The following is a 25,308-nucleotide window of genomic DNA, read 5'->3' as shown; positions in this document are numbered from 1 at the left end:
GGCCCCCCTGCGACAAAGGCAGCACGAGATCGCATCTATACAGAGCCCCGCAAAGGCGCTAATGGGGCGCCTTCGGGCCTCCGACCACGGCGGCCGCGGCGCGGCTCTTCCGCGCCGGCACTTTACTGAGAACGGTTCCCCCTCATGCTCCAGCCCCTATCCGATGCGCTCGCCGAGCGCGGTTACGACACGTTGACGCCGGTGCAGGAGGCGGTGACCGACCCCGCGCTGGCCGAGGCCGACCTCCTGGTCTCCGCGCAGACCGGCTCGGGCAAGACGGTGGGCTTCGGGCTGGCCATCGGGCCGACGCTGCTAGGCGAAGCCGAGACCCTCGACCGGCCGGGCATCCCGCTGGCGCTGATCGTCGCGCCGACCCGCGAGTTGGCCTTCCAGGTCACCCGCGAGCTCGACTGGCTTTATGCCCGCACCGGCGCGCGGGTCACCGCCTGCGTCGGCGGCATGGACATGCGCGCCGAGCGCCGCGCGCTCGAGGCCGGGGCGCATATCGTTGTCGGCACGCCGGGGCGGCTTGTCGATCACATCCGGCGCGGGGCGCTGGACCTTTCGGGTCTGCGCGCGGTGGTGCTGGACGAGGCCGACGAGATGCTCGACCTGGGCTTCCGCGAGGACCTGGAGTTCATGCTGGGCGAGGCGCCCGAGACGCGCCGGACGCTTCTGTTCTCGGCCACCGTGCCGCCGGCCATCGTGACGCTGGCGCAGCATTACCAGCGCGAGGCGGTGCGGGTGACCACGCTGTCCGAGCGCGGCCAGCACGCGGACATCGCCTACCAGGCGCTGCAGGTCGCCCCGCAGGACGCCGAGACCGCGATCATCAACGTGCTGCGTTTCCACGAGGCGCAGAACGCCATCGTCTTCGCCAATACCCGCGCCACGGTGAACCGGCTGACCGCGCGCTTCGCCAACCGCGGCTTCCAGGTGGTCTGCCTCTCGGGCGAGCTGAGCCAGGCCGAGCGCAGCCATGCGCTGCAGGCCATGCGCGACGGTCGCGCCCGGGTCTGCGTAGCCACCGACGTGGCGGCGCGCGGCATCGACCTGCCGAACCTCGAGCTGGTGATCCACGCCGAGCTGCCGACCAATGCCGAGGGGCTGCTGCACCGCTCGGGCCGGACCGGCCGCGCGGGCCGCAAGGGGCTCTCGGCGCTGATCGTGCCGCCGAAGCTGACCAAGCGCGCCGAGCGGCTTCTGAAAAGCGCCCGCGTCAGCGCCGAATGGACCCAGGCGCCCGGCGCCGAGGAGATCCTGCGCCGCGACGAGGAGCGGCTTCTGGCCGATCCGACCTGGCAGGAGGCGATCTCCGAGGAGGAGGCCGGGTTTGCCACCCGCCTGCTCGAGAGCCAGAGCCCCGAGGCCGTGGCCGCCGCTTACCTGCGGCTCTACCGCCAGAGCCATTCCGCCCCCGAGGAGCTGTCGGACCCGGAGGCGCGGCCCGCGCCCAAGGCCCGCGCGCCCTTCGGCCCGAGCGCCTGGGTGGCGCTTTCGGTGGGCCGCGACCAGCGCGCCGAGCCGCGCTGGATCCTGCCGCTCTTGTTGCGGGCCGGCGGGCTCGACAAGGCGGCGATCGGCGCGATCCGCGTGCAGCCGCGCGAGACCTTCGTGGAAATCGCCGAGCCGGCGCTGCCGCTCCTGATGGAGAAGCTCGGCGCCGAGGGCGAGATCGAGGAGGGCCTGCGCCTGCGTCTGCTGGACGGGGCCCCCGACCTCGACCGCTCCGCCCCCGCCCCGCGCGACCGCAAACCGCGCCCCGAGCGTGGGGATCGGTTCGAGAAGGGTGATCGGCCGGCGCGTGGGGATCGGTTCGAGAAGTCCGACCGCCCGGCACGTGGTGATCGGTTCGAGAAGTCCGACCGCCCGGCGCGTGGCGAGCGGTTCGAGAAGACCGACCGCACCGCACGGGGCGACCGCTTCGAGAAATCCGACCGTCCCGCGCGTGGTGATCGGTTTGAGAAGTCCGACCGGCCCGCACGTGGCGAGCGGTTCGAGAAGTCCGACCGGCCCGCGCGGAAGGACCGCTTTGACGCCTCCGAGCGGCCGCAGCGCAAGCCGCGTCCGGCCCAGGGCGAGGGCGAGGCGCGCGGCGCGGGTCCCCGCAAGGGCAAGCCCACGGACAAGGGCGAGGGGCGAGGCGCGCCCTGGGGCCCGAAGCCCCGCGGCAAGGGCCCTCAGCGGCCCATGGGCGCCAAGCCGAAGCCTGGTGGCAAGCGCCCCGATCAGGGCGAGGCCGGGCCCCGGCGCGGCAAGCCCAAGGCGCGTTTCGACCGCTGAGCGAGGCTTTGAGCCCGATGTGAACTAGGAAAGGCGTCGGCCACAGCGGGTCGGCGCCTTTTTCTTTGGGCTGTTGGATGTGGGCTTGGGGCGTGAGGCGTGGGCCTTGGCCTTGGCCTTGGCCTTGGCCTTGGCCTTGGCAAGCGATGATGTGCGCGGTTAGGTCCGTCCAGTGCGCCAGCGCCTCAGCTGAACCTCGGCAACTTCAAACGCTGCCAGCCTCAGCCGCTCCAGGCGCCCTCTCACCCACCGCACCCCGTCTCAGTCTCCGGCCCGGCGTAGGGGCGCAGCACCGAGGTGCTGAGCGCCCGCCCGTCGAAGCGCACTGCCAGCACCTCGCGCCAGGTCCCGTCGGCGAGGACCAGCGCCGGCCCCTCGGGGCAGGCGCGCAGGCCGCCGAAGATCCGCGCCTCGCCGATCCGGTGATTGCTGACGCCGGTGAGCCGCGCCACCTCGCGCAGACCGTCCCCTTCGATGTGGAACAGGCGCAGCACGCGCGCCAGATGCGGGCGGTCGACATAGGCGATCTCGATCACCCCGTCGCCGTCGAGATCCCCTGCCCCGGCGGGCGCCAGCCAGCGGTGGGTCTGGCCGATGAAGGCCCCGCGGGCGAGCGGCACCAGCCCCGCGCCGTTGAACCGCCAGATGGCCAGCCGGGCGCCCTTCTCGGCGTGGGTCTCGACGGTGATCACTTCCGGCGCGCCGTCGCCGGTCACATCGGCGAGCCGCGGCGCGGTGTCCTCGAAGACCATGGGCGCATCCCAGTGCACCCGGTGGCGGCTGCCGTCGGTCAGCGTGACCACGAGGTCCTCGTATTCCACCGCGTCGCCCAGGACGCCGTGGGCGTAGCGCGTGGTCGGCCCGTCATAGCGGGCCGCGGCGATCTCCTGCGCCGCGATCGGCGCGGCAAGGCCCGGTAGCGCCAAGAGCGCCAGGAGCCCCGCCGCGAGTCGCATCTCAGATCTGCTTCTCGGGCATCTGCACCCGCAGCCCGTCGAGCGCGTCCGAGACCTTGAGCTGGCAGGTCAGCCGCGAGCGCGCCGGATCGGGTTCATAGGCGAAGTCGAGCATGTCCTCTTCCATGTCCTCCTTCGGGGGCAGCTTCTCGATCCAGGCGGGATCGACGTAGACATGGCAGGTGGAACAGGCGCAGGCGCCGCCGCAGTCGGCCTCGATGCCGGGAATGCCGTTGTCGCGCGCGCCCTCCATCACGGTCAGCCCGTTCTTCACGTCGACCTCGTGCTCGGTGCCGTTGAACTCGACATAGGTGATCTTCGCCATGGCGGCCGTTCTCCTCGTTTTCTGTTGCGCCTTACCTAGCAACCCTGCTGGCGGGATAAAGACCCCACGGGCCCGGATTGCCCTGAAGGGGTGGATGTTCTATATTCGTTCTCATGCAGATCCTTCCCTCCCGCCCCGCAGCAGCCGCCCGGGCCCGCGCCGACGGCAGCGACTGGCCGCGCCCGCCCGCCTGCCTGACGGCCGCCGAGCTCGACCTGCCGCCCGAGGGCGCGCGGGTGGCGGTGGCGGGGCTGGTGATCCTGCGCCAGCGGCCGGGCACCGCCAAGGGGGTGATCTTCATCACCCTCGAGGACGAGACCGGCGTGGTGAACGTGATCGTCTGGCGCAAGCTCTACGAACGCTTCCGCCGGGCGGTGATCTCGGGGCGGATGCTGCGGGTCACCGGGCGGCTCCAGCGCGAGTCGGGCGTGACCCATGTCATCGCCGAGGAGGTCGAGGACATCTCGCCCCTGCTCGACCGGCTGCTCAGCGCCCCGGAGACGCTTTCCCGCGGGGCGGAAAGCGGCTAGTCTGCGCCCGACGACGCGGCAGAAAATCCAGAGCAGCCAATATGTTCCCCAAACCGGCCCGGACCGTCTGCCTGGCCATCACGCTTGCCCTGGCGGCCTGCGCGCCCGCCGGCCCCGGCGAGGAGGCCTCCGCGCGGCCCGGCTTCAACACCATGGGGCTCGGCGACGACGATTCCCGGCCCGCGCCCGAGGGCGGCTGCTACGCCACCGAGCGGGTGCCCGCGGTCTATGCCCAGGTGCCCGGCCAGGTGCAGGTCGTGCAGGCCGAGCGCGACGCCGAGGGCAATGTCACCGCGCCGCCGGTCTACCGCAACACGCTGGTGCCGAAGCTGGTGCGCCCGCGCGAGGAGATGCGCTTTCCCGCGCCCTGCCCGCCGGTCTTCACGCCGGAGTTCATCGCCTCGGTGCAGCGCGCGCTCTCGGCCCGGGGGCTCTACGCGGGCCCGGTGACGAGCCGGATGGACGCGCGGACCCGCGCCGCGATCCGCAGCTTCCAGGAGGCCCGGGGGCTCGAGAGCGATAAGCTGGCGCTGGAGACCGCGCGCGAGCTGGGCCTCGTGGCGGTGGAGCTGCCCGAGACGGAGGGGTAAGGGCGCGGCTTGGGGTTGGCGGTGACGGAGCACCGTCGTTGCCACCCCATACCGATCTGTCAATGCTAACGAAACGCGCCGCCGCCAAGTTCGGCCAGAGCCTGCAAGGCCGCCATCTGGCCCTGCCCCGCCCGACCGGACCCATTCGCCACGCACCCGCGCCAGCACCGAGAACCGAGCATCGGCACAGGCATCGGCATCGGCATCGGCATCGGCATCGGCATCGGACACCACCCCGCCCCACCCCGCAACGCAATAGGCCGGGCAAAGGCCCGGCCTACCGTCAGATCACAGGGTCATCTCCGCGCCGCGTCGCGCGGCGGGCGGCTCACTCCTCGCCGAGGCTCAGCGCCACGAAGCGCGGGTCGTCGTTGCGGCGGATCAGCAGCAGGATCGAGGTCCGCCCGGCGTCGCGTGCCGCGGCGATCCGGTCCTCGAGGTCGGCGATCTCGGCGACCGGCGACTGGCCGGCCTCGGTGATCACGTCGCCCGCGCGCAGGCCCTTGTCGAAGGCCTCGCTGGCCTCGTCGACCTCGGTCACCACCAGCCCTTCGCTGCCCGGCTCGAAGCCGAATTCCTCGGCCAGCTCAGGGCTCGCGGGCGAGAGCGTCAGCCCCAGGAGGTCGGTCGAGCTGGGCGCCTCGGGCGCCTCCTCTTCCGGCGTCTCCTCGGAGCTAGAGGCCTCGGCATCCTCGCGGCGGCCCAGCGTAACCATCAGCGTCTCGGTCTCGCCCTCGCGGTTGACCACCACGCGCACGGTCTTGCCGACCTCGGTGTTGCCGACCTGGCGCACGAGGCTGCGGGTGTCCTCCACGTCGCGGCCGTCGAAGCGCACGATCACGTCACCCGAGAGCATGCCCGCGTCCTTGGCCGGGCCGTCGGGCACATCGGTCACCAGCGCGCCCGCGGCGGCGGCGAGGTCCATGGCCTCGGCCACGTCCTCGGTCACGTCCTGGATGCGCACGCCGAGCCAGCCGCGCCGGGTCTCGCCGAACTCGCGCAGCTGGTCGACCACCCGGGTCACCACGTTCGAGGCCATGGAGAAGCCGATGCCGATCGAGCCGCCGGTGGGCGAGAGAATCGCGGTGTTCACCCCGATGACCTCGCCCGAGAGGTTGAAGAGCGGCCCGCCCGAGTTGCCGCGATTGATCGCCGCGTCGGTCTGGATGTAGTCGTCATAGGTGCCCGAGAGCGCCCGGTTGCGCGCCGAGACGATGCCCGCGGAGACCGAGAAGCCCTGGCCCAGCGGGTTGCCCATGGCGATCACCCAGTCGCCCACCCGGGCGCCGTCGCTGTCGCCGAAGGAGACGAAGGGCAGCGCGGTCTCGGCCTCGACCTTGAGAAGCGCGATGTCGGTGTTGGGGTCGGTGCCGACCACCTCGGCGGGCAGCTCCTCGCCCGAGAAGAACTCGACCAGGATCTCGTCGGCGCCCTCGATCACGTGGTTGTTGGTGACCACGAAGCCATCCTCGGAGATCACGAAACCCGATCCCAGGGCCGAGGAGCGGCGCGGCCGCTGGCCGGGGCCGTTGCGGTCCTGGAACTCGCGGAAGAAATCCTCGAAGGGCGAGCCCTCGGGCACGATGCCCTCGGGTCCGGCGCGGCCCTCGACCATGGTTTCGGTGGTGATATTGACCACCGCCGGGCTGACCCGGTCGGCAAGATCGGCGAAGCTGCGCGGCGCGTTGCCCTGGGCCGCGGCGAAGACCGCCTGGGCCAGGAGGAACAGCACCGAGAGGCTGGCGATCCAGAAAGAGCCAAGCGCGCGGCGCGCCAGGTCGTCGTCGCCGGTGCGGGCGATGGCAGATGCGTGAGAGGTCAATTCCGGCTCCCTTTACCTCGAAATCCCTGCGGCGGCCCGGCCTGACGGCGGGGCACCTGGGGAAAAGATAGGCGCTTTCCCGCAGCTCTCAAAGCGCGAAGCGTCGGGTCAAGAGCTTGTGAGACATGGAAAGCGCGGGCGGCGCGGGAGGGGCCGCCCTGGGGGATCGGGTTGTGCGGGAGGTGGCGGCGCTTGGGGGGCGCGCCGCGTAGTCACCTGGGGTTCGGGCTCTGTCGGAGAGGATGGTGCCGGAAGCCCGGTCAGGGAAGTCAGGGACCTGCGGGACTAATAGCGTGACGCGCGGCCCACCGACCGCGCCCCCCTCTCAATGCGCGAACCAGAGCACCACGATGCCGCTGGCCAGCGTCACCAGGCCCAGGAGCCGCCGGGTCTCGAGCGGCATGGCCGAGAGCGCCTCGAGCAGGCGTTCGACAAGCGAAGGGGCCAGCGCATAGGCCAGCCCCTCCACGATCAGTGCTCCGGCGAGCATGACAAGGACGATCTCGCCCGTCATCGCGCTCAGTTCGTCGGCTGGGCGCTGTCCTCGCCGTCCGAGGAGCCCTCGCCTTCGGTGTTACCCTCGGTGTCGGCTTCGGCCTCGCCGCCGCCTTCCACCTCTTCGGGCTCGGGCGCCGGGCCGTCGCCGACCGGGCCCATGCCGTCGCCTTCGGGGTCGATCTGGTCCCGCGCGCTTTCCGGCAGGTCGGGCGAGATCTCGGTCTCGGGCGCCAGCTCGCGCAGCCGCTCGATGTCGGTGTCCGAGATCTTCACCGCCGAGAGGCCCTCGGCCCGGATCGCGTCGAAGAGCGGGCCGACGAACTCGCTCTTGGGCGAGATCACCAGCGTCGAGTTGTCCCGCTGCAGCGAGCGTTCGAGCGCCGAGAGCGACCGGTAGAAGGAGAAGAACTCCGGGTTGTCGCCGAAGGCCTCGGCGTAGACGCGGTTCCGCTCGGCGTCGGCCTCACCACGGATGATGTCGGCCTCCCGCGTCGCGTTCGAGGTGGTCTCGACCACGGTCCGGTCGGCCGCCGCGCGGACCCGCTGGGCCGCCTCGTTACCGCGGGCGATCTCGTCGGCGGCCTCGCGTTCACGCTCGGCGCGCATCCGCGCGAAGGTCGCCTCGAGGTTCTGCTGCGGCAGGTTGGTCTGCTTCAGCCGCACGTCGACGATCTGCAGGCCGAGGCTCGAGGCCTCGCTGCGCGCCTGTTCGCGGATCCGCAGGGCCAGGCCGCGGCGCTCTTCGGACAGGATGGTGTCCGAGGTCACCTGATCGGCACCCAGCACCTCGCGGATCTGGGCGTTCAGGATCGAGGACAGCCGGTCCTCGGCGGCGCGAATGCCGCCGACGCCCACCGCCTGGCGGAACTGCACCACGTCGGAGATGCGGTAGCGCGCGAAGGCGTCGACCACCAGGCGGCGGTCATCCGAGGGCGTGACCTCGATGGTCTCGGTGTCGAGCGACAGGATGCGGTCGTCGTATTTCACCACGTCCTGGATGAAGGGCACCTTGAAGCCCAGGCCGGGCTCCTCGCGGACCTGCTTGATCTGGCCGAACTGCAGCACCAGCGCCTTCTCGCGCTCGTCGACGATGAAGATCGCCGAGAGGAAGACGAAGATCGCCGGCACCAGGACCAGCAGAAGGAGATTGAGCTTTTTCATCAGTTCGACCCTCCCGACTGCTGGGACTGGTTGCCGCGCCGGTTCAGCTCGTTGAGCGGCAGATAGGGCAGCACGCCCTGGCCGTTGCCGCCCGCGGCCTCGTCGAGCACGATCTTGTCGATGTCGCCGAGCGTGCGCTCGATGGTCTCGAGGTAGAGACGGCGCTGGGTCACTTCCGGGGCCTCGTTGAATTCCTGCGCGACCGAGATGAAGCGGGACGCCTCACCGATGGCCTCGTTGACGACGCGGGCGCGGTAGGCCTCGGCCTGTTCCAGCGTCTGCGCCGCCTCACCGCGGGCCTCGGCGAGGACGCGGTTGGCATAGGCGTCGGCCTGGCGCTGCAGGCGGTCGCGTTCCTGTTCGGCGGCCTGCACCTCGCGGAAGGCGTCGATCACCTCGTTCGGCGGGTCCGCCTGGTCGAGGTTCACACGCACCACGTTGATGCCGCTGTCGTATTCATCCAGCGTCTCCTGGATATTCTGCAGCGCCGTATCGGCGATCAGACCACGGTCGCGGTTGAGGATCGGGGCCAGGTTCGAGGCCGCGATGATCTCGCGCATGACCGATTCCGACACCGCCTGCACGGTGAGCTGCGGGTCGCGGATGTTGAACAGGAGCTTGGCGGGATCCTTGATGTTCCAGACCACCTGGAACTCGATGTCGACGATGTTCGCATCGGTGGTCAGCATCAGTCCGTCGCCGTTCTGGCCGCGGCGCACGCCGATGTTCTCGGTCCGCTCGGAGGTGACGTTGACCACCTCGTAGCTCATCACCGGCCAGGGCGCGAAGTTCAGGCCCGGATCGCCGGTCGAGGAGTATTCGCCCAGGAACAGCTCCACGGATTGCTCTTCGGGACGCACGGTGTAGAGGCTCGAGAAGAGCCAGACGCCCAGCACCACGGCACCGCCGAGGATCAGCGTGCCGCGCGAGAAGCCGCCCGGCCCGCCGGAGCCGCCGCTGCCGCCCTGGCCGCCGTCTCCCTTGCCGCCCATGAGGACGCGCAGACGCTCCTGGCCCTTGCGAACCAGCTCGTCGATTTCCGGCATCTGGTTGTTGTCCGGGCGCCGGCCACCGCCGCCGCCTCCCTGCGGGCGCTGGGGGCCGTTGTCCCTGCCGCCCGAGCCGCCGCCGCCGCCCCAGGGGCCGCCGCTATTTCCAGCCATCGTAATCCTTCCCTTTGGTCATCGCCGGTTCCTGTCCTTTTAGCTGTGCAGGCCCGGCCTCATTTCAAGCTGTGCGCACCGGCTGGCGCATGGTCACGATCTCTTCGGACATCGTCGGATGCACCGCGCAGGTGCGGTCGAAGTCCTCTTTTGTGGCGCCCATCTTCACCGCGACGCCCGCGAGCTGGATCATCTCGCCCGCGCCGGGCGCGACGATATGACAGCCCAGGACGGTGCGGTTTGCCTTCGAGACCACCAGTTTCATCAGCACTCTATCGGGTTTTCCGATGAAGGCCGAATGCATCGGGCGGAAGGAGGTGCAATAGACCTCGACCTCTTCCTGTTCGGCGGCCTTCTCCTCGGTCAGCCCGACCGAGCCCAGTTCCGGCTGGGTGAAGACCGCCGAGGGGATCAGCGCGTGATCGACCGGCGTCGGGTTGCCCTTGAAGACGGTCTCGACGAAGGCCATGCCCTCGCGGATCGCTACCGGCGTCAGGTTCACCCGGTCGGTGACATCGCCGATGGCATAGACCGAGGGCACCGAGGTCTGGCTGTAGTCGTCGACCTCGACCTTGCCGCCGCGGCCGAGGCGCACGCCGGCGTCCTCGAGGCCCATGCCCGAGGAATTGGGCGCCCGCCCGGTGGCGAAGAGCACCGCGTCGAAGACCTTCTCGCGGCCCGAGGTGGCCTTGACCCAGACCGGGCCGGTCTTGCCTTCGCCCGACCGGCCCTGGCCGGTGCCCTTCATGCTGCTGTCGCCGACCATGGCGCCGGTCTCGCCGACGCCGGCGCCCATGTGGGCGGCATCGGCATCACGCGCCTCGGCCTCGTCGGCGGGGCACATCTCGACGATGTTGGTGCCGGTGTGCAGGTCGATGCCGCGGGTCTCCATGGCGTCGGCGATCAGCCCGCGGGCCTCGTCGTCGAAGCCGTTCAGGATCTGCGCGCCGCGGATGTATTGCGAGACCTCGACGCCCAGCCCGTGCAGGATGCAGGCCATCTCGCAGGCGATGTAGCCGCCGCCGACGATCAGGACCGACTTCGGCAGCTCGTCCATCAGGAAGATGTCGTCCGAGACCATGCCGAGATCGGCATTGGGGATGTCGGGCCGGACCGGGTGGCCACCGGTGGCCACGAGGATGTGCTTGGCGGTCTTGGTGGTGCCGTCGGCCAGTTCGACCGTATGGGCGTCGCGCAGGGTCGCGCGGGTGTCGAACCGCTCCACGTTGGCCTTGTCGAGAAGGCTCTTGTAGACGCCCTCGAGCCGGCCGAGCTCGGTGCGGAGCTGCTTGGAGAAGACCGTCCAGTCGAAGCCGTCGGCCTGCATCGACCAGCCGTAGCCGCGGGCCTCTTCGGGGACGTGGCAGAACTCGGAGGCGAAGACCATGAGCTTCTTCGGCACGCATCCCCGGATCACGCAGGTGCCGCCGTAGCGGCTTTCCTCGGCCAGGGCGACGCGGGCGCCGGCCTCGCTGGCCGCGATCCGCGCCGCGCGCACGCCGCCGGAGCCGCCGCCGATCACGAAGAGATCGTAGTCGAAATCGCTCATGCCTCACCCTATCAGCCGTTTGCGGGCATGGTAGACCACAGGGCCGCGGTGAAGGCCAGCCGCCAATGGGTCAAAGCCCCGTGCGCGAGGGGTGACCTTCGGCGCGGAAATCGGTCGCGTGGCGCCGCCCCCGGCCCCTAGGCCGGGTCAGTCCGAGAGGTCGCGGAAGAGGTTGTCGTCCTCGACGAAATCGAGCCGGTTCTCGGTCACCGTGCCCTCATTGATGTCGCGCGTCTCGACCCGGCCGTCGCCGTAGCCCACGATCACCTTGTCGCAGATGTCGATGAAGAGCCCGTTCTCGACCACCCCGGGCATCTGGTTCAGCACCAGCGCCATCTGCCGGGCGTTGCCGATCCGGCCCAGGTGCAGGTCGACGATGTAATTGCCCTCGTCGGTGATGAAGGGCCGGTCGCCGGTCATCCGCAGCGAGCTTTTGCGCCCCATGACGTCCATGGAGATCAGCGTCTCCTCGATCAGCGCCTGGGTGGTCTGCCAGCCAAAGGGCACGACCTCGACGGGCAGCGGGAAATGCCCCAGCGCCGAGACCTCCTTGGCGGCATCGGCGATCACCACCATCTGGTCCGAGGCGGTGGCCACGATCTTCTCCTGCAGAAGCGCGCCGCCGCCGCCCTTGATCAGGTTCAGGTCGCCGTCGAACTCGTCGGCGCCGTCGATGGTCAGGTCGAGCCAGCGCGCCTCGTCGAGCGAGATCACCTCGATCCCGACCTCGCGGGCCAGTTCGGCGGTGCGCGTCGAGGTTGGCACGCCGCGGATCTCGAGCCCGTCCTCGCGGACCATCTCGCCCAGGCAGCGCACCAGCCAGGCGGCGGTCGAGCCGGTCCCGAGGCCGACACGCATGCCGTCCTGCACCAATTCGGCAGCGGTCTTGGCGGCCACGAACTTGGCCTTGTCGATGGGCGAGAGCTCTGTGGACATGCGATCCCCCGGATGTAAGCAGCGCCGCCCTTATAGGACGCAAGCCCGGCAGGTGCGAGGGGTCATTCGGGCCGGGAGGCGCGAAAATGGCGCCCCGGGGGGCCAATCGGGGGCCAAGGGGCGCCCGGCCCGGCGCACTGGCCAGCCCGCCCGGGATGTGGGAAACCCGGCGGAAAGTGCCGCTTTCGGACCATGGCGCGCGCGCCGCGCCGCTATGGTGGCGGCGGATCTGCAAGGGAGAACCGCGATGTTCCTGTCGGTCTTCGAGATGTTCAAGGTCGGGATAGGCCCGTCCTCCTCGCACACCATGGGCCCGATGGTCGCCGCGGCGCGCTTTCTCGCCGCGATGCGGGCCTCGGACTACAGCTTCCGCGGGCTGCGGGCCTCGCTGCATGGCTCGCTGGCCTTCACCGGGCACGGCCATGCCACCGACCGCGCGGTGATCCTGGGGCTCGCGGGCTTCGCGCCCGACAGCTACGACGCCGAGAAGGCCGAGGCCGCGCTGGCGCGCATCGCCGAGACCAAGCGGGTGACGCCCGAGGGGCTGCCCGAGCTGGCCTTCGACCCCGAGACCGACCTGGTCTTCGACTACGACGAGAGCCTGCCCGGCCATGCCAACGGCATGCGGCTCGCCGCGACCGACGCCCAGGGCGACGTGCTGCTGCAGGAGGTCTATTACTCCGTCGGCGGCGGCTTCGTCCTGACCGAGGCGGAGCTGGCCGAGGGCCGCGACACCGACCAAGGCCCGCCGGTGCCCTATCCCTTCAAGACCGGCGAGGAGATGCTCGGCATGGCCCGGGCCTCGGGGCTCTCGGTGGCGCAGATGAAACGCGCCAACGAGCTGTCGCGCGGCCCGCGCGCCAAGCTCGACCAGGGGCTGACCAGGATCTGGGAGGTCATGGAGGGCTGCATCGACCGCGGGCTCGCGGGCGACGGGCGGCTGCCGGGCGGGCTCGAGGTGCGCCGCCGGGCCGGCGCGATCCGCGAGGCGCTGGAGGCCGAGCGCGGCATGAACCTCACAGCGCCGCATACGATCAACGACTGGATCTCGACCTATGCCATGGCGGTCAACGAGGAGAACGCCGCCGGCGGCCAGGTGGTCACCGCGCCAACCAACGGCGCGGCGGGCGTGGTGCCCGCGACCATCCGCTACTGGCTCGACCATGTGCCCGGCGCCTCGCGCGAGCGGCTGCCGGACTTCCTGCTGACCGCCGCGGCGATCGGCGGGCTGGTGAAATACAACGCCTCGATCTCGGGCGCCGAGGCCGGCTGCCAGGCCGAGGTCGGCGCCGCGGCGGCCATGGCGGCGGCGGGGCTCTGCGCGGTCCTGGGCGGCACCCCCGAGCAGGTCGAGAACGCCGCCGAGATCGCGCTGGAACATCACCTCGGCATGACCTGCGACCCGGTGAAGGGCCTCGTGCAGGTGCCCTGCATCGAGCGCAACGGTCTTGGCGCGATCAAGGCGGTCTCGGCGGCCTCGCTGTCGCTCAGAGGCGACGGCCAGCATCTCGTGCCGCTCGACGCCTGCATCGAGACCATGCGCCAGGTCGGCGCCGACATGTCCGAGAAATACAAGGAAACCTCGCTCGGCGGGCTGGCGGTCAACGTGCCCAATTGCTGATTGCCGCGCGGCACCCCCGGGCCTAGTGTCTTCGGTCTAGACGGATCAACGGGCGGATCATGGTGGCCGACGGCAGTTCAGACAGGGAAGACGCGCTGACCGACTACCGGCGGATGCTCCTGATCCGCCGCTTCGAGGAAAAGGCCGGCCAGCTTTTCGGCATGGGCCTGATCGAGGGCTACTGCCATCTCTGCATCGGCCAGGAGGCCGTGGTCGCCGGGCTCGAACGGGCGCTGCGCCCGGGCGACCGGCGCGTCGCCTCCTACCGCGCGCATGGCCATATGCTGGCCGCCGGGATGGAGCCGGGCCGGATCATGGCCGAGCTTCTGGGCCGCGCGGCGGGCTATTCGCGGGGCCATGGCGGCTCGATGCATATGTTCAGCCCGGAAGACGGCTTCTACGGCGGCCACGGGATGCTGGCCGCGCAGGTGCCGATCGGCGCCGGGCTGGCCTTCGCCGAGCGTTACAGGCGGTCGAACAACATCACCGTGGCGAGCTACGGCGATGTCGCCGCGAACCTCGGGCCGGTGGCCGAGAGCTATCACCTGGCCGCGCTCTGGGCGCTGCCGCTCCTTTTCGTGATCGAGAACAACCAGGACGGCGCATCGCGCAAAGGCCCGGGCCTCAGCGACCGCGCGGCCGCCCATGGCATCCCCGTGGCCCGGGTCGACGGCATGGATGTGACCCGCGTCGCCGCGGCGGCCGAGACCGCGGCGCTGCACGTGCGCGCGGGCAAGGGCCCCTATCTGATCGAGGCGCAGACCTACCGCTACCGGGGCCATTCCATGGCCGATCCGGCGAAATACCGCACCCTCGACGAGATGCAGAAGGTCCGCGCCGAACGCGACCCGATCGCCCGCGAGCGCGCCCGGCTGGTCGCCGAGGGGCTGTCGGAGAAGACCCTCAAGGAGGTCGACGCCGAGGTGAAGGAGATCGTGACCGCGGCGGCGGAGTTCGCCCGCGCCAGCGCCCCGGCCCGCCCCGAGGGCATCGTCCCGGCGCTTTCCGCCGAGGTGCCGCGATGAGCCGCGAGATCACCATGCCCGCGCTCTCGCCCGCCATGGAGGAGGGCCGCCTGGCGCGCTGGCTCGTCGCCGAGGGGGACTTCGTCGAGGAAGGCGACGTGATCGCCGAGATCGAGACCGACAAGGCGGTGATGGAGTTCGAGGCCCCGGCCTCGGGCGTGATCGACGCCTTCCTGGTCACCGAGGGCGGCGCGATGATCGCCGTCGAGACCCCGATCGCCCGGCTGCGCGAGGGGGGCGCTGCGCCACCGCCCCCGGCGGAAGCCCCCGCGCCGACGCCCCCCGCCCAGGCGCGCCCGCGCCGCGCCCGGCCCAAGGCCCCGCAGGAGACCGTCCGCGAGGCGCTCCGCCAGGCGCTCATCGCCGAGATGAGCGAAGACGAAAGCGTCTTTCTCATCGGCGAGGAGGTTGGCGCCGCCCATGGCGCCTACAAGGTCAGCCAGGGGCTGATCGAACGTTTCGGCGCGGCCCGGGTGATCGACGCCCCGCCCTTGCATTCGGCGATCATGGGGCTGGCCACGGGGGCTGCCTTCGCCGGGCTGCGCCCGGTGGTCGAGGTGCTGAACCTCTCCTACGCGTTGCAGGCGCTCGATCCCTTGATCAACTCCGCCGCGATGACCGGCAGCATGTCGGGCGGCACGCTCGACTGCCCCCTGGTCCTGCGCGGCCCGCATGGCGCGGGCGAACGCATGGGCGCCCAGCACAGCCATGATTTCGCGGCCCTCCTGGCGCGGGTGCCGGGGCTGAAGCTGGCCGCGCCCTATGCCGCCGAGGATGCGGGCGCGCTTCTGCGCGCGGCGATCCGCGACCCCGGGCCGGTGGTGCTTCTGGAAAGCGACCGGCTTTACGGCCAGGCCTTCGAGGTGCCCGAGGCCCCCGCCCTGCCCTGGGGCCAGGCGCGGATCTGGCGCACGGGCGAGGATGTGACGCTGGTGGCCTATGGGCCCGCGGTCGGGCTGGCCCGGACGGCCGCCGAGCGGCTCGAGGACGAGGGCGTCTCGGCCGAGGTCATCGACCTGCGCTGCCTGCGCCCCTGGGACCGGGAGACGCTGCTGGAAAGCCTGAAGAAGACCCATCGCTGCGTGGTGATCGAGGAAGGCTGGCCGGTGGCGAGCTTCGGCAAGGAGATCGCGGCGAGCCTCATGCAGGAGGGTTTCGACTGGCTCGACGCGCCCATCGCGACGCTGGGGGCCGCGGACCTGGCCTTGCCCGCGGCGGGGCCGCTCGAGGATGCCGCCCTGCCCGGGGTCGAGGCCGTCCTGCGCGCCGCGCGGGCGGTGCTTTACCGATGAGCCGGGTCGAGGTCCTGGGCCGCGACGCCGCGCGCGAGGCCTACCGGGTCCGCACCGAGGCGGGCACTGCGCTGGTGCCCGAGGTCTTGATGCAGGGCCTGCGCCCCGGCGAACGGCCGAGCCACCAGGAGGCCTACGAGTGGATCGCCCGCCACCGCCGCGAGATCGCGCGGGCGGTCGCGGCGCTGGCCTCGGACGAAGAACCCCGCGCGTCCTTCGAGATCGTGACCCTGGAGCGCGGCGCATGAGCCGGGTCTTCGCCTCGCCTTATGCGCGCCACCTCGCCAAGGCGCGGGGGATCGACCTGGCCGGCCTGCGTGGGTCGGGCCCCGGCGGGCGGATCGTCGCGGCGGACTTGGAAGAGGCGGAGGCAGTGGCGGCGCCGGCGGAGCAAGCGCAGGCGGAGCAAGCGCAGGCGGAGCAAGCGCGGGTCGAGCCAGCGCAGGCGCCGAGCCCCGCGCCGGGCGACCTGCCCTCGGCCCCGGCTGCCATCCTAAGGCGCAGCGTCGAGACCGCCGGACCTTTGAGCGCCGCCGAACGCGCCGCGCGGATCGCCGCGGCGGCGGAGGCCGAGGGTCTGGGCGCGCTGCCCCTGGTTGACCTGGCCGATCTGGGCGTCGAAAGCCTCGACCCTGCCCTGCCCGAGGGGGCCTCTTTTGCACTTGGTGTCGGGGAAATGGCAGGCCGCCTCACGCTGGCCCTGGCGCTTGCGCCGCAGGGTCCCGCGCCCGAGGCCGCCGCGCGGCTGCTCGACCGCATCGCCCGGGCGCTTGCGGCACCCGGGGCGTAAGGCCCGGGCCTCAGCCCTTGCCGGCGAACAGATGATCCATGCTGACCGAGGGCTGGTCGCAGCCCGCCTCGCCCACGATGCGCGCGGGCACGCCCGCCACGGTTTTGCAGGGCGGCACCTCGTCCAGCACCACCGAGCCCGCCGCGATCCGCGAGCAATTGCCGACGCGGATGTTGCCCAGCACCTTGGCGCCCGCGCCGATCAGGACGCCGTCGCCGATCTTGGGGTGGCGGTCTTCTTCTTCCTTGCCGGTGCCGCCCAGGGTCACCGAATGCAGCATCGAGACGTTGTCGCCCACGCGCGCGGTCTCGCCGATCACGATGGAATGGGCGTGGTCGATCATGATGCCCCGGCCGATCTTGGCGGCGGGATGGATGTCGACGCCGAAGACCTCGGAGCAGCGCATCTGGAAAAGCGCCGCCAGGTCGCGCCGACCCTCGCGGTACAGCCAGTTCGCCACGCGGTAGGATTGCAGCGCCTGGAAGCCCTTGAAGAACAGCAGCGGCTGCACGAAGCGGTGGCAGGCCGGGTCGCGCTCGTAGACCGCGACGATATCGGCCCGCGCGGCCAGCGCCAGGTCGGGGTCGGAGCCATAGGCCTCGTCGCAGATCTCGCGCAGGATCTGCTCGGAAATCTCGCCCGAGGTCAGCTTCACCGCGATGCGGTAGCTCAGGGCCCGCTCGATGGTCTGGTGGTGCAGCACCGAGTAATGCACCATCCCGCCGAGCAGCGGTTCGTCAGAGACGATTTCCTCGGCTTCTTCCATGATCCGGGTCCAGACCGGATCGATTTCTTTGAGGTTCGTCCTGGTTTCCGCCATGGCGTCTCTCCTTTGCCGCCGGGACCTTATCAGATAGGGTCGGGGAAGCGAAACGCCAAGCTGTGAGACAAGGGATCACAACCTTGAATGACCAGGATCTCGCGCGCTTCCGCCACCTGATCGAAGAGCGGCTGGCCGCGCTGGACGAAGAGGACCGGCTGGGCCGGGGCGGGCAGTCGACGGTGGAGCTCGACCAGCAGGCCGTGGGGCGGCTGTCGCGGCAGGACGCGCTGCAGAGCCAGGCCATGGCCAAGGCCACCCAGGCCCGGCGCGACGGGATGCGCCACGGGCTGGGGCTGGCGCTCGAGCGCATCGCCGAGGGCGAGTTCGGCTATTGCGAGGATTGCGGCGAGGGGATCGCCGAGAAACGCCTGGCGCTCGATCCGACGGCGCGGCGCTGCATCTCCTGCGCCAGCTGAGGGGCCTGCCTCAGGCGGTGATCACCAGTCCCGCCGCAGGCCCCGGGCCGAAACGCGCCGAGAGCTGCGCCACCGAAAGCGTCACCGGCCCGCCCGCCAGGTCCGCCGCGCGGTCGGCGCCGGGGTAGGTCCAGGCGGGCGTGACGACCTCGGCCTCGCGCAGGAGCACGCCGGCGCGGGTCACCCGCACCAGGTAGGCCTCGCGCTCCTCGCCCAGGGGCACCTCGGGCCGGTCCCAGTCGTCGCCGTCGATCCGGGTCCGGCGGATCCAGCCGATCGCAAGATCGCCGCCCGAGGCCCGGGCGCTCAGGTGCACCGGCGCATAGGGCCGCAGGCCGATCCCCTCGAAGGCATGCACGACATGGGCATAGGTCGGATCGTCGATCGGCCGCGAGGCCGGACCGTAGCGGTAATGCCGGGGCTGCCGCCGCTCGCTCGCGGCCAGGTCGATCTGTTCCAGCGCCCCGCCCAGCCGCACGATGCGCGAGCCGGCGGGCCAGACCTCGGGCATCAGCGCGTCGCTGCCCGCCTGCCCGCGCAGCCGCGCCGAGAGAAGCCAGCGCCCGCCGCCCAGCGCCTGCACGTCGCGGGCCTGGAAGACCTCCCAGTTGCCGGGGCTGCCGTCGCCCAGCGCGAAGGCATAGCCACCGCCGAAAAGCGCCGCCTCCGAGATCGACTGCAGCGTCCCCGGCCCCAGCGCCACCTCGAGCGCCGGGCCCATGTCGTAGCGCCCGGCAGGCGCGCGCAGCAGCGGGGTTTTCGTCTCGCCCATGAGCGCGCGGCGCGGCAGCAGCCGGTTCAGCCGGTAGTCCGCATCCTCAAGCGCCGAGAAAAGCGCCACCGACCCGGGCCAGGGCTCGGCGCTGGCGGCGACATGCGGGGCATGGGGCAGCTCGTCCCCGGTCAGGAGCGGCAGGTCGAGGAAGACCGCCGTGACCGGGGTCGCGGCCAGGTAAGGCGTCAGCCGGGCCGGGCTCTCGGCCATGGCGGCGGGGGTATAGGCGGCGGGGTCGATGCGCACCGCCTCGATCAGCTGCCGGTCGGTGACCTCGACCCGGTCGACGCGGGCGGTGACGGGGCCGCCCGGGCCGGGCAGCGCCAGCACGTCGCCCGCGCGCAGGCCCAGCCGCGAGGGCGGCAAGGCGAGGCTCAGCCGGTCGCGCGCCAGCCGCGCCTCGGCGAGCCAACGCTCCACCACCTGCCGCCCCTCGGCGCGGGTGAGCGCCAGGGTGACCTCGCTTTCCGCCACCGCATGGGTCCGGTCCTGGGGCAGGACGGCCTCTTCGGCGACGGTGTCGTGATCGCCCTCGGCCTCGTAGAAATGCAGCCGCACCCGGCCCGACAGCGCCGCCTCCCCGGCGCGGGTCTGGACCAGCGGCTGGTCGAGGTCGGGGTGCTCGGCGAGCCGCTCGGGGTCGAGCGCCTGTGCCTCGCGCCCCTCGCGCATCAGGAAGACCAGGCAGCCCTCGCGCTCCACCGCGTCGAAGCCATAGACCAGCATCAGGGGTTGCAGCGCCTGGCGGGCGTCCGAGACCTCGGGGATCACATAGCCGCGCACCATGCCGACGAGGTCGCCGGTGTCATAGGCGGTCAGCCCCGCGCCCGCGCAGATTTCGGCCACCACGTCCGCCAGCCGCCGCGAGGAGAGCCGCCCGGTGATCCAATGCCCGCGCCGGTAGTTGACCCCATCGCTCCAGCGTTCGGTGAGGCTCGGGAACCAGGGGAAGGGCCGCGCGTCCCAGGCCCAGACGAAGGCGCGGGACATCTCGACCATCGGCCCGCCGTAGAGCGGCGAGACCGGGTTGTTGGCGGGATCGCCCCAATGCAGGTGCATGGCGCGCAGATACTGGCGCTGGATGTCCACGTCCGGGAGCCCGTTGGAGCCGCGCGGCAGCGCGCTTTCCGAGGACTTCGGGTCGAGGAAGACATTCGGTTGGTTGGTGCCCTTGTCGACGGCAGGGCAGCCAAGCTCGGTGAACCAGATGGGCTTCGAGCCCGCGACCCAGGCGGTGGGCGCGGCCTGGCGGATGCCGCCGATGCGGTCGTGGTGCGAATGGCTCCACCAGCCGTGCAGGTCCTTGTTGCGGAACACCCAGTCCTCGCCATGGGCGCTGTCGCGGATCGGGCTGCGGCGTTGGGCGGCCTCGGCCTCGGGGCTGGAGTAATACCAGTCGAACCCCTCGCCGCCCTCGATATTGGCGTCGAGATAGGCGAGCTCATGCACCCGGTCCCACCCGGCCTCCGCGTCGAGGTGGTCCGCCCCCTCGCGCCAGTCGGAGAGCGGCATGTAGTTGTCGATGCCGATGAAATCCAAGTCCGGGTGCGCCCAGAGCGGGTCGAGGTGGAAATAGAGATCCCCCGAGCCGTCCTCGGGCCGGTGGTTGGCGTATTCGGACCAATCGGCGGCATAGGTCAGCTTGACCTCGGGGCCGAGGAGCGCGCGCACCTCGACCAGCAGATCGGTAAGGCCCGCGACGAAGGGAAAGCCCTCGTGGTCGCGGATCGCGGTCAGCCCGCGCAGCTCGGAGCCGATGCAGAAGGCCTCGACCCCGCCCGCCGCCCGGGCCAGCGCGGCCTGGTGCAGGATGAAGCGCGAAAAGCTCCATTCGGCGGGGCCGGAATAGGTGATCTTGCGCCCGCTGACGGTGAAATCCACCGCCCGCGCGGTGCCGAGGAAAGCCGCCACCTCGGCCCGGGCCAGCGCGGTGCCCTCGGTCGAGCCCGCCTGCCCCGGTGCGCGCGCCAGGGTGATCCGCCCGCGCCAAGGGAGCGGCGGCTGTTCGGCGCGGCCATAGGGGTCGGTTTTGCCGTTGCCCGCGAGCTGGTCCATCAGGATGAAGGGGTAGAACATCACCGCCTTGCCGCGCGCCTTCAGCGTCTCGATCGCCTCGATCACCGCGCCGTCGGCGGGGGTGCCGCCGTAGACCGGCTTGTCGTCCAGATGCGGCACCTGGAAGGCGCTGGTGCGGGTCAGCCCCGCGACCGACCAGGGCATGCCGCCGGCCTCGTCGGTGCGCTGCTCGACCTTGGGGCGCAGCTCGCAGAGCCCGCAGCGCAGGTCGTCACCGAACCAGCTCACCACCAGCGACACCGCCTCGCAGCCCGGCGCCTGGTCGCCCAGCGCATCGAGCGCGCGGGTCAGATCGGCGACCTCGGCGGCGGTGGTGACATTGATCGCGCCGGAAGGATCGCTGCCGCCGCCGTAATAGAGCTTTGAAGTGGCCAGCGTGTATTCGCCGCTGCCCGGCAGAAGCGCCACGCCCTTCAGGAGCGCGGGCATGTCGTCCTCGGCGGTGGCGGGCTTGACCACCTCGAAGGAGAGCTGCGGCACCCGGTTGCCGAAGTCCTCGAGCTTCAGATCCTCGATCACCACGTAAGCGGTGCCGCGATAGGCGGGCACCTGGCCCGCGCCCTCGACCGCCTCCATCTTGGGGTCGGGCATCTGGTCCGCATCGCCGGTGTAGACCCGGATCATCAGGTCCTCGAGCGAGATCTCCACCCCGTCCGCCCAGGCCCGGTTGACCCCGGCAATGGGCCCTTCGCAGAGCGCCAGCGCCAGGCTGACCGAGTAGTGGTAGGTGGTGATCTCGGGCGTCGCGGGCGCGCCCTTGCCGCCGTCGCCGCCCTCGGTGCGGGTGGTCTCGGTGAAACCGGTGGTCCAGATCACCTGCCCGCCGACCCGCGCCCGCCCCCAGAGCCGCGGGATCGCGCGGCCCTCGCCGGAATTGGCCAGGTGGAAGCGTTCGACCCGGCCGGTCTCGACCCTCTCGCTGCCCTGGCCGAGCAGCGACTGGTCGATCGCCCGGCCCAGCGCCGCCCCCGCGAAGCGCCCCCAGGCGACCATGGAGAGCCCCAGGAAGGAGCCGCCGAGCGAGCCGCCAAAGGCCGCGCCCGCGGCGGAGAGAAGGATGGTTGCCATCAGTCGGGACCTTTCGCGGGGTCGGGGAAGGAGAAGCGCGCCACCACGCGGCGGGCCCAGGGCGCGGTGAGCGCCGATTCGACGACGCCATGGCCGGAATAGGCATGGATGAAGCGCGGCGTTTGGCCGGCCTCGGAGAGGAGCCCCAGGTGCTTGGCGACCGCGCCCGCGCGCATGCGGAAAAGCAGGATCTGCCCGGGCTGCCAGGGGGCCTCGGGGGCCACGGGGGCGAGATGCCGCAGCGCCGCCTGCCAGAGCGCCTCCTCGCCGCGCGGCTCGGCCCAGTCGCGGCTGTAGGCGGGCACCGCCTCGGGCTCGGTGCCGTGCCACTCGCGCCAGAGGCCGCGGATCAACCCGAGGCAGTCGCAGCCCGCGCCCCGGACCGAGGCCTGGTGCAAGTAGGGCGTGCCGATCCAGCCGCGCGCCTCGGCCACGATGCGCGCCCCGCTCATCGCCGACTCCCGCCCGAGGTCTCGCCGGTATTGGCGGGATGCACGACCAGCCAGTCGTCGCCGGGAATGTCGGGAAAGCCCTGGTAGTTCAGGAGGTTGTCGAACTTCTCGCGGCAGGTCTCGAACCGCTTGTCGCAGCCCGCCACGAGGCGCAGCCCGTCACCGGGGGCCAGCGGCGCGCGCAGGGGCTCCCAGAGGGTCAGCCGGCGGGTCATGCCCTCGCGGCGGTCCTCCTTGATCCAGCTCGAAAGACCCGCAGCCGCCCCCGAGGTCACCTCGAGCCGCCCGCGCGCGAACCAACCGTCGACGAAGCCGCCCGCGTCCTTTAGCATGATCGCCCCCTCGGCATCCTGCGCCCCGAGTGGCCCCTCCCAGGCATAGCCCGGCACCCCGGTGTCGAAGCGGCAGCTGGCATCGCCCAGGACCGCCGTGCAGGGGCGCTGGAAGATACGCCCCATGGGCCGGTTGAGCCGGTCCGAGAGGCCGCGCAGCTCGGCCTGGAAGGTGCCGCCCGCGCGGCGGATCTCGCCGATGGTGCCGCGGAACAGCACCTGCCGCGCGGTGATGTCCTGCCAGTTCACCAGCCAGGCCAGCACCTCGGCGCCGTCGTAGCGCCCGGCCTCGATGTCGGCCTCGGAGATCGCCGCATCCGACAGCGCGCCCAGCGCCTCGGAGTTGTCGACGGACAGGCCGCTGCCCTGTTCCAGCGCCCGGGCGGTCAACCCGGTGTCGGCGCGAAAGATCAGCCCGCCGAAGGCCAGGTCGCGGTCGTGGTCGGTGAAGCCCAGCCGCAGCCCGTCGGGGCGCGTGACCTCCCAGCAGCGCACCACATGGGTGATCCCGCCGGCCAGGTGATCGAGCAGCGCCGCGCCGTCGCCCTGGCCGCTCATGCCCGCACCTCCACAACCGGCACGTCGGGCACCTCGCCCGCCTGGAAGGTCGCCGCGCTGCTGCGGATCGCATCGGTGTCGAAGCGCACCGGCACGTCGAACTCGAAGCCCGCGGTCACCGCCACTCCGGCGATCGGCGGCTCGAAAAACCGCACCAGCCCGGTGGCATGGTCGACGGTGAAATCCACCCCGGCGCTGCGCTCGGTGTCGTGCAGCCCCAGGCGCACGCTGCCCGGCACGGGCTTGGTGATCTCGCGCCGGTAGCTCTCGGCGCCCGAGCGGTAAAGCTTGACCAGCTGGAACTCCGCGGTCTCGCCGTCGCCCTCGGCGATCACCTGGTCCTCGAAGTGCACCGCGCGTGAGGGGGCGCAGGACTTGAAGTCGGCCCAGTCCTTCCAGCGGAAGGCATGCAGCCGGCCCTGCCGGGCCTCGAAGAAGGCCACCACCTCGGCGATGTCGTCGGGCGCGCTGAGGCCGACGCCCGCGTCGTAGCGGCGGCGCGACTGCGCCCAGGGGGTGTTGCGCTCTTCGTGGCCGTTGGCGAGGGTCACCACCTCGGTGCGGCGCTCGGGCCCGCCCAGCGCGCCGAAGCTCAGCCGCGGGGGAAATCTCACGTCGTGGAACATCGCTTGGCCCCTCCGGCTTAGCGGTTGCGCCCGCTCTGGCCGATCATCCGCGCCATGCGGGCGGCGATCTGGCTTTGCGAGCGTTCGAAACTGGCAAGATCGGGCGTGGTGACATGCATCACCACCTGCACCGGGGCGCCTTGGGCCCCGCCCGCGCGCACGCCGAGCTTGCCGTCGGCACCGCGCGCCAGCGGCAGGATCGCCTCGGGCCCGGCCTCGCCCATGAGCCCCATCCCGCCGCGCATCGGGAAGCTGACCGGCCCCGAGACCACCCCGCCCGAGGCGAAGGGCATGACCCGCCCCTGGGCGAAGCCCGCGCCCTTGGCGAAGGGCGAATGCGCGCCGAGGACCGCGTTGACCCCGCTCGACACCAGCCCGCCCAGGTGATCTGTTACCGGGTCGATGGCGGCGCGATAGGCGGTGTCGACCATGGCCTGGGCGACCTGGTTCAGCGCCTGGCTGAGGCTCATCCCGTCGAGGATCACCCCGTCGATCGCCGAGGACAGCCCCGAGGACAGCGCCCGTTGCAGCCGCCGCACCCCGCCGCCGGTGGCCGCGAAGGTCTCGTGGATGCGCCGCATCTCGGCGTTGAAGCCCGCCGCCATGCCGCTGGCCCCGGCCAGGGCGGTGTCGAGCGCGTCGATCTCGGCTTCGAAGGTCTCGGGGTCGGTCATGGGCGGGTCTCCTTGGGCAGGTCGGGAAAGGCGTGCATCAGCGCATCGAGCCGCGCGCGGCCCATGGGCGGCGGCCCGGCGCGGGCGCCGAGGATCAGCCGCAGCTCGGCGGGGGTCAGGGCCCAGAACCGCTCGGGCGAGAGCCCGCCGGGCGGGGCCAGCATGGCGCGCATCAGCCCGGGCCAGTCGAAGCGCGGGCTCATCGCGCGTCCCCCTCGTCGGGCAGCGCGAAGGCGCGTGCTAGCAGCAGCGCGGCGGCGCGCGAGGCCGCCACCGGCCCGCCGGCGATCTCGGCCGCCATGAGGTCGCGCGGCCCGCCCTGCCAGCCGCCGCCGCGCAGCCCCGCGACGATCAGCGCCAGCACGTCGCGGCTGGAAAAGCGCCCGGCCTCGAAGCGTTCGGCCAGGGCCACCAGGCTGTCGGTGCCCAGCGCCGCCTCCAGCTCGGCCAGCGCGCCGAGCGTCAGCCGCATGACATGGGCCCGCCCGTCGATCTCGATCTCCACCTCGCCGCGCCAGGGGTTCGCCATGGGCTCAGCCCGCGTCCGCGACGAAGTTCAGCAGCCCCGCCGAGGCGAGCGAAACCTCGAAGGTCGCCTCGCCGTCGTGGGTGCCGGCATATTCCAGCGCGGTGAGCTGGAAGGGCCCGGTGACGGTGCCGAAATCCGGGATCACCACCTGGAAATCGGGCGTCTCGGCGGCGAAGAAGATCTGCCGCGCGCGTTCGTCGGTGGCCGCGTCACGGAACACCCCCGAACCCGAGAGCGCGGCGCTTTTCACCCCCGCCCCGCCCAGGAGCTCGCGCCAGCCGCCCTGGCTTTCGAGCGAGGTCACATCGACCTGCTCGGCGTTGAAGGCGATGCGCGTGGCGCGCAGCCCCGCCATGGTGACGAACTGGCCGTCGCCGGTCTGGTCGACCTTGATCAGAAGGTCCTTGCCGTTCTGGGCGCTCATGGTGCTCTCCTTTG

At 71.5% G+C, this 25,308-nt stretch carries 26 protein-coding genes; 9 read left to right on the top strand and 17 right to left on the bottom strand.

What is annotated here, in order from left to right; genetic code table 11:
• The first annotated feature begins 144 nt into the window (after nt 1-144).
• Complete coding sequence (locus ACX938_RS00715) at nt 145-2,283, top strand: DEAD/DEAH box helicase (RefSeq protein WP_459429579.1); 2,139 nt, start codon at nt 145-147, stop codon at nt 2,281-2,283.
• Between the two features lie 242 nt (nt 2,284-2,525).
• Here the strand turns inward: ACX938_RS00715 and ACX938_RS00710 are convergent, their stop codons facing one another.
• Both ACX938_RS00710 and ACX938_RS00705 read right to left on the bottom strand, forming a co-directional pair.
• Complete coding sequence (locus tag ACX938_RS00710; protein WP_459429578.1) at nt 2,526-3,239, bottom strand: FG-GAP repeat domain-containing protein; 714 nt, start codon at nt 3,237-3,239, stop codon at nt 2,526-2,528.
• 1 nt (nt 3,240) lies between these two features.
• The gene (locus tag ACX938_RS00705) at nt 3,241-3,564 is read right to left on the bottom strand and encodes a 2Fe-2S iron-sulfur cluster-binding protein (protein ID WP_232752469.1); all 324 of its coding nucleotides are present in this window, start codon (nt 3,562-3,564) and stop codon (nt 3,241-3,243) included.
• Between the two features lie 113 nt (nt 3,565-3,677).
• On the opposite strand from ACX938_RS00705, the gene ACX938_RS00700 reads away from it, so the two are divergent.
• Entirely contained in the window at nt 3,678-4,094 is a 417-nt protein-coding gene (locus ACX938_RS00700; protein ID WP_459429577.1) for an OB-fold nucleic acid binding domain-containing protein, read from the top strand.
• A gap of 41 nt (nt 4,095-4,135) precedes the next feature.
• Entirely contained in the window at nt 4,136-4,684 is a 549-nt protein-coding gene (locus ACX938_RS00695; protein ID WP_459429576.1) for a peptidoglycan-binding domain-containing protein, read from the top strand.
• A 328-nt stretch (nt 4,685-5,012) separates the two neighbouring features.
• Here the strand turns inward: ACX938_RS00695 and ACX938_RS00690 are convergent, their stop codons facing one another.
• From ACX938_RS00690 to rpiA, 6 genes are all read right to left on the bottom strand, one after another.
• Nucleotides 5,013-6,461, bottom strand: coding sequence for a Do family serine endopeptidase (locus ACX938_RS00690; protein WP_459429701.1), 1,449 nt, complete (start codon nt 6,459-6,461; stop codon nt 5,013-5,015).
• A gap of 370 nt (nt 6,462-6,831) precedes the next feature.
• A complete protein-coding gene (locus tag ACX938_RS00685) occupies nt 6,832-7,020 on the bottom strand; it encodes a DUF2065 domain-containing protein (RefSeq protein WP_232752472.1) in 189 nt (62 codons plus the stop codon).
• Nucleotides 7,021-7,025: 5 nt separating this feature from the next.
• Complete coding sequence (hflC, locus tag ACX938_RS00680) at nt 7,026-8,165, bottom strand: protease modulator HflC (RefSeq protein ID WP_459429575.1); 1,140 nt, start codon at nt 8,163-8,165, stop codon at nt 7,026-7,028.
• Nucleotides 8,165-9,328: an FtsH protease activity modulator HflK gene (gene hflK, locus ACX938_RS00675; protein WP_232752474.1), complete on the bottom strand. Its 1,164-nt coding sequence runs from the start codon at nt 9,326-9,328 to the stop codon at nt 8,165-8,167. The genes hflC and hflK overlap by 1 nt, the downstream gene beginning before the upstream one ends.
• A 64-nt stretch (nt 9,329-9,392) precedes the next feature.
• Nucleotides 9,393-10,877, bottom strand: coding sequence for an FAD-dependent oxidoreductase (locus tag ACX938_RS00670; protein WP_459429574.1), 1,485 nt, complete (start codon nt 10,875-10,877; stop codon nt 9,393-9,395).
• A gap of 147 nt (nt 10,878-11,024) precedes the next feature.
• Entirely contained in the window at nt 11,025-11,813 is a 789-nt protein-coding gene (rpiA, locus tag ACX938_RS00665) for a ribose-5-phosphate isomerase RpiA (RefSeq protein WP_232752476.1), read from the bottom strand.
• A 247-nt stretch (nt 11,814-12,060) separates the two neighbouring features.
• Between rpiA and ACX938_RS00660 the strand changes: the two genes are divergently transcribed.
• Genes ACX938_RS00660 through ACX938_RS00640 form a run of 5 tightly spaced genes read left to right on the top strand, consistent with a single transcriptional unit; the run spans nt 12,061 to nt 16,541 of the window.
• Complete coding sequence (locus ACX938_RS00660; RefSeq protein ID WP_459429573.1) at nt 12,061-13,434, top strand: L-serine ammonia-lyase; 1,374 nt, start codon at nt 12,061-12,063, stop codon at nt 13,432-13,434.
• Nucleotides 13,435-13,493: 59 nt separating this feature from the next.
• Nucleotides 13,494-14,459: a thiamine pyrophosphate-dependent enzyme gene (locus tag ACX938_RS00655; RefSeq protein ID WP_459429572.1), complete on the top strand. Its 966-nt coding sequence runs from the start codon at nt 13,494-13,496 to the stop codon at nt 14,457-14,459.
• On the top strand, nt 14,456-15,751 hold the full coding sequence (locus ACX938_RS00650) for a pyruvate dehydrogenase complex E1 component subunit beta (RefSeq protein ID WP_459429571.1): 1,296 nt from the start codon (nt 14,456-14,458) through the stop codon (nt 15,749-15,751). Before ACX938_RS00655 ends, ACX938_RS00650 begins: the two co-directional genes overlap by 4 nt.
• Nucleotides 15,748-15,999: a hypothetical protein gene (locus tag ACX938_RS00645; protein WP_459429570.1), complete on the top strand. Its 252-nt coding sequence runs from the start codon at nt 15,748-15,750 to the stop codon at nt 15,997-15,999. The genes ACX938_RS00650 and ACX938_RS00645 overlap by 4 nt, the downstream gene beginning before the upstream one ends.
• Entirely contained in the window at nt 15,996-16,541 is a 546-nt protein-coding gene (locus ACX938_RS00640) for an E3 binding domain-containing protein (RefSeq protein ID WP_459429569.1), read from the top strand. Before ACX938_RS00645 ends, ACX938_RS00640 begins: the two co-directional genes overlap by 4 nt.
• 10 nt (nt 16,542-16,551) lie before the next feature.
• Here the strand turns inward: ACX938_RS00640 and cysE are convergent, their stop codons facing one another.
• A complete protein-coding gene (cysE, locus tag ACX938_RS00635) occupies nt 16,552-17,361 on the bottom strand; it encodes a serine O-acetyltransferase (RefSeq protein WP_232752482.1) in 810 nt (269 codons plus the stop codon).
• Between the two features lie 83 nt (nt 17,362-17,444).
• Here cysE and ACX938_RS00630 point away from each other — a divergent pair, with 83 nt between their 5' ends.
• Complete coding sequence (locus tag ACX938_RS00630; protein ID WP_459429568.1) at nt 17,445-17,780, top strand: TraR/DksA family transcriptional regulator; 336 nt, start codon at nt 17,445-17,447, stop codon at nt 17,778-17,780.
• 10 nt (nt 17,781-17,790) lie between these two features.
• On the opposite strand, the gene ACX938_RS00625 is transcribed toward ACX938_RS00630, so the two are convergent.
• Genes ACX938_RS00625 through ACX938_RS00590 form a run of 8 tightly spaced genes read right to left on the bottom strand, consistent with a single transcriptional unit; the run spans nt 17,791 to nt 25,294 of the window.
• Nucleotides 17,791-21,699, bottom strand: coding sequence for a baseplate multidomain protein megatron (locus ACX938_RS00625; RefSeq protein WP_459429567.1), 3,909 nt, complete (start codon nt 21,697-21,699; stop codon nt 17,791-17,793).
• A complete protein-coding gene (locus tag ACX938_RS00620; protein ID WP_459429566.1) occupies nt 21,699-22,151 on the bottom strand; it encodes an NlpC/P60 family protein in 453 nt (150 codons plus the stop codon). Before ACX938_RS00620 ends, ACX938_RS00625 begins: the two co-directional genes overlap by 1 nt.
• Nucleotides 22,148-23,041: a DUF2163 domain-containing protein gene (locus tag ACX938_RS00615; RefSeq protein ID WP_459429565.1), complete on the bottom strand. Its 894-nt coding sequence runs from the start codon at nt 23,039-23,041 to the stop codon at nt 22,148-22,150. Before ACX938_RS00615 ends, ACX938_RS00620 begins: the two co-directional genes overlap by 4 nt.
• Nucleotides 23,038-23,667, bottom strand: coding sequence for a phage distal tail protein, Rcc01695 family (locus ACX938_RS00610; RefSeq protein ID WP_459429564.1), 630 nt, complete (start codon nt 23,665-23,667; stop codon nt 23,038-23,040). Before ACX938_RS00610 ends, ACX938_RS00615 begins: the two co-directional genes overlap by 4 nt.
• A 17-nt stretch (nt 23,668-23,684) precedes the next feature.
• Nucleotides 23,685-24,341 (bottom strand): phage tail tape measure protein, encoded by a 657-nt coding sequence (locus ACX938_RS00605; RefSeq protein WP_459429563.1) that lies wholly within the window; start codon nt 24,339-24,341, stop codon nt 23,685-23,687.
• Nucleotides 24,338-24,544 carry a phage tail assembly chaperone gene (locus tag ACX938_RS00600; RefSeq protein ID WP_459429562.1) on the bottom strand — a complete coding sequence of 69 codons (207 nt, stop codon included), beginning with the start codon at nt 24,542-24,544 and terminating at the stop codon, nt 24,338-24,340. The genes ACX938_RS00605 and ACX938_RS00600 overlap by 4 nt, the downstream gene beginning before the upstream one ends.
• Entirely contained in the window at nt 24,541-24,870 is a 330-nt protein-coding gene (locus ACX938_RS00595; protein ID WP_459429561.1) for a gene transfer agent family protein, read from the bottom strand. Before ACX938_RS00595 ends, ACX938_RS00600 begins: the two co-directional genes overlap by 4 nt.
• 4 nt (nt 24,871-24,874) lie before the next feature.
• On the bottom strand, nt 24,875-25,294 hold the full coding sequence (locus ACX938_RS00590; RefSeq protein WP_459429560.1) for a phage major tail protein, TP901-1 family: 420 nt from the start codon (nt 25,292-25,294) through the stop codon (nt 24,875-24,877).
• Between the last annotated feature and the right edge of the window lie 14 nt (nt 25,295-25,308).

Source organism: Roseivivax sp., assembly GCF_054552075.1.
The sequence above is the reverse complement of the archived record's forward strand: the minus strand, read 5'-3'. Positions and strand labels throughout refer to the sequence as shown.

Excerpts from the sequence above, each read along its gene's own strand:
- ACX938_RS00715 (WP_459429579.1), top strand. The coding sequence starts at position 145 with ATGCTCCAGCCCCTATCCGATGCGCTCGCCGAGCGCGGTTACGACACG.
- ACX938_RS00710 (WP_459429578.1), bottom strand. The coding sequence starts at position 3,239 with ATGCGACTCGCGGCGGGGCTCCTGGCGCTCTTGGCGCTACCGGGCCTT.
- ACX938_RS00705 (WP_232752469.1), bottom strand. The coding sequence starts at position 3,564 with ATGGCGAAGATCACCTATGTCGAGTTCAACGGCACCGAGCACGAGGTC.
- ACX938_RS00700 (WP_459429577.1), top strand. The coding sequence starts at position 3,678 with ATGCAGATCCTTCCCTCCCGCCCCGCAGCAGCCGCCCGGGCCCGCGCC.
- ACX938_RS00695 (WP_459429576.1), top strand. The coding sequence starts at position 4,136 with ATGTTCCCCAAACCGGCCCGGACCGTCTGCCTGGCCATCACGCTTGCC.
- ACX938_RS00685 (WP_232752472.1), bottom strand. The coding sequence starts at position 7,020 with ATGACGGGCGAGATCGTCCTTGTCATGCTCGCCGGAGCACTGATCGTG.
- hflC (WP_459429575.1), bottom strand. The coding sequence starts at position 8,165 with ATGAAAAAGCTCAATCTCCTTCTGCTGGTCCTGGTGCCGGCGATCTTC.
- hflK (WP_232752474.1), bottom strand. The coding sequence starts at position 9,328 with ATGGCTGGAAATAGCGGCGGCCCCTGGGGCGGCGGCGGCGGCTCGGGC.
- ACX938_RS00670 (WP_459429574.1), bottom strand. The coding sequence starts at position 10,877 with ATGAGCGATTTCGACTACGATCTCTTCGTGATCGGCGGCGGCTCCGGC.
- rpiA (WP_232752476.1), bottom strand. The coding sequence starts at position 11,813 with ATGTCCACAGAGCTCTCGCCCATCGACAAGGCCAAGTTCGTGGCCGCC.
- ACX938_RS00660 (WP_459429573.1), top strand. The coding sequence starts at position 12,061 with ATGTTCCTGTCGGTCTTCGAGATGTTCAAGGTCGGGATAGGCCCGTCC.
- ACX938_RS00655 (WP_459429572.1), top strand. The coding sequence starts at position 13,494 with ATGGTGGCCGACGGCAGTTCAGACAGGGAAGACGCGCTGACCGACTAC.
- ACX938_RS00650 (WP_459429571.1), top strand. The coding sequence starts at position 14,456 with ATGAGCCGCGAGATCACCATGCCCGCGCTCTCGCCCGCCATGGAGGAG.
- ACX938_RS00645 (WP_459429570.1), top strand. The coding sequence starts at position 15,748 with ATGAGCCGGGTCGAGGTCCTGGGCCGCGACGCCGCGCGCGAGGCCTAC.
- ACX938_RS00640 (WP_459429569.1), top strand. The coding sequence starts at position 15,996 with ATGAGCCGGGTCTTCGCCTCGCCTTATGCGCGCCACCTCGCCAAGGCG.
- cysE (WP_232752482.1), bottom strand. The coding sequence starts at position 17,361 with ATGGCGGAAACCAGGACGAACCTCAAAGAAATCGATCCGGTCTGGACC.
- ACX938_RS00625 (WP_459429567.1), bottom strand. The coding sequence starts at position 21,699 with ATGGCAACCATCCTTCTCTCCGCCGCGGGCGCGGCCTTTGGCGGCTCG.
- ACX938_RS00620 (WP_459429566.1), bottom strand. The coding sequence starts at position 22,151 with ATGAGCGGGGCGCGCATCGTGGCCGAGGCGCGCGGCTGGATCGGCACG.
- ACX938_RS00615 (WP_459429565.1), bottom strand. The coding sequence starts at position 23,041 with ATGAGCGGCCAGGGCGACGGCGCGGCGCTGCTCGATCACCTGGCCGGC.
- ACX938_RS00610 (WP_459429564.1), bottom strand. The coding sequence starts at position 23,667 with ATGTTCCACGACGTGAGATTTCCCCCGCGGCTGAGCTTCGGCGCGCTG.
- ACX938_RS00605 (WP_459429563.1), bottom strand. The coding sequence starts at position 24,341 with ATGACCGACCCCGAGACCTTCGAAGCCGAGATCGACGCGCTCGACACC.
- ACX938_RS00600 (WP_459429562.1), bottom strand. The coding sequence starts at position 24,544 with ATGAGCCCGCGCTTCGACTGGCCCGGGCTGATGCGCGCCATGCTGGCC.
- ACX938_RS00595 (WP_459429561.1), bottom strand. The coding sequence starts at position 24,870 with ATGGCGAACCCCTGGCGCGGCGAGGTGGAGATCGAGATCGACGGGCGG.
- ACX938_RS00590 (WP_459429560.1), bottom strand. The coding sequence starts at position 25,294 with ATGAGCGCCCAGAACGGCAAGGACCTTCTGATCAAGGTCGACCAGACC.